General features: G+C 54.7%; 1 protein-coding gene. It reads right to left on the reverse strand.

Annotated features, from left to right (window positions below):
• On the reverse strand, positions 1-2212 hold a 2212-nt coding region (locus ABI_RS11840), incomplete at both ends, for a PAS domain-containing hybrid sensor histidine kinase/response regulator (protein ID WP_083811525.1).

Consider the following 2212-nt stretch of genomic DNA (forward strand, 5'->3'; position numbering starts at 1 on the left):
GACACCTATGTCGGTGATACCTTGGTGGCCAAAACCGCCACCAGAGCCGCTAATATTGTGGGCAATGAACATCACAGTCGTGAAGTCGACCTTGTCTAGCGCGGCGTGCATGGAGACAACCATTTTCGCACAATCTAGAAGGTAGGCCGGAATTAAAGCGAGCACTTTCGGATTGATTTTTATTGGGACGTCGGGCGCCTGAGAGCTTTGATCGGTCAAATGTGGGTGGTCGACCAAGGTGTGTTCTTTGATCGCATTCAACAGGACCTCCTGCTTTATCGGCTTGGTCAGGAAGTCCGTGCATCCAGCCGCCAAACACATTTCCCGGTCCCCCTTCAGGGCCGAAGCGGTTAGGGCGATGATCGGAATTGGCTTGAGCCTGTAGTCTCGTTCCCACGCCCGAATTGCCCTGGTTGCCGCCAGACCATCCATGACAGGCATCTGGCGATCCATGAGCACAAGATCGTACCGGCCGCTTTCAAACATCTTGCAGGCAATGGCTCCAGTTTCAGCGACATCGACCTGGTAGGGCGTGTCCTCAAGATAGGCCATCGTGATGACGCAGTTGTCGGCCGAATCCTCTGCCAACAAAATGCGTAGAGGCAGGAGTTTCAAATGAAGTCCCGCTTCGATCAGCGTGGCCAATGGACGCGTCGTTGCATCCCAGATTTCCAGAGGGATCGTGAAGGCAAACATGCTGCCCTCCCCGATTTCGCTCTCGACCCAGATACGGCCGCCCATCAGCTCGACCAGGCGCTTACAGATTGTAAGTCCGAGCCCGGAGCCCCCAAATCGCCGGGTCGTGGATGAATCAGCTTGCGTGAAACGTTCAAACACTGGCCCAAGCTGTTGGCTGGCTATGCCAATGCCCGTGTCAGTGATCGCAAAACGCAGAACCGGTTGCAAGGGATCAGCCTCGTCCAAATCGACGTAAAGCGAAACCTGCCCTGATTGCGTAAACTTGATGGCATTGCCAATCAAATTGAGAAGGACCTGCCTCAAGCGCATCGCGTCACCAACGATATTCGGTGGAACATTTGGCGCGATTGTACATACGAGTAACAAGCCTTTTTCCTGAGCCTTGGCCGCGACCATCTCCATTATTTTTTCCAAATGGCCGATCAACGAAAAGCCTGTCCGCTCCAGTTCGAGTTGGGAGGCTTCGACCTTGGACAGGTCGAGAATGTCGTTGATGAGGTTCAGCAGATTGTCGCCAGCCCTACGGAAAATCTGCACATATTTGTCTTGTTCCTCATTGAGAGGTGTCCTGGCCAAGAGGTCGGCAATGCCCATGATTGCATTCATAGGCGTTCGGATCTCGTGGCTCATGCTGGCCAGAAAGTCCGATTTGGTCAGGCTGGCGCTCTCTGCCGCTGCCTTGGCCTGCCGCAACTCCGACTCGACCCGCTTGCGTTCGGTGACATCGCGTGCGGCCGCAAAGACGCCCTGGAGCGTGCGATCCCTGTCATAAAAAGTCGTCGCGTTGTAGGATACGACTGTTTTACTGCCATCGCGAGCTTGGGCCGTCAGCTCATAATCGGTGACTGACTTTTCTCGGAGCACAAGACTAATGCCCGCCTCTGCCCGGTCCGGATCGGTGAAGTACTTCTTGAACGGCGCGCCGATCAACTCATCGCGGGTGCAACCCGTCAGAGCTTCCATCTGTTTGTTGACGTCGGTGATGATCCCTGATGGGTCGGTCGTAATGAGTGCGTCGATATTGGATTCGATCAAGGAACGAGTGTAAAATTGCTGGTCGCGCAATCGCTGATCAGACTTCTTCTGCTCTTCTTCGACCAGTTTTCGAACGGTATTGTCAGTACCAATCAGCAAGTAGCCGATAATGGTACCCAGCGCGTCCCGCAACGCCGTTACGGACACCAGTGCAGGGAAACGGCTGCCGTCCTTGCGGATGTAGGTCAGCTCATAGATATCCTCGATCCCACGCGAGGCCTTGAAGACAAGGGCCTCAAAGCCAGGTGTTATTGGCGTTTCAAGCTCGACGCTCAGCGTTCGGGCGCGCGTGATCACCTCTTCCGGATCAGAAATATCTGCCGGGGTGATCTTGTTCATAACCTCTGCTGCCGTGTAACCCAGCATACGCTCGGCACCGACGTTGAAAATCTGAATCACGCCCTTGGCGTCGGTGGCAATGCTGGAAAAGTTCGCGCTGTTGAAAATCGCACTCTGCAAGGCCCCGGCCTTTAGCTCA

The sequence above is a fragment of the Asticcacaulis biprosthecium C19 genome, assembly GCF_000204015.1.
Classification (GTDB): Bacteria; Pseudomonadota; Alphaproteobacteria; order Caulobacterales; family Caulobacteraceae; genus Asticcacaulis; species Asticcacaulis biprosthecius.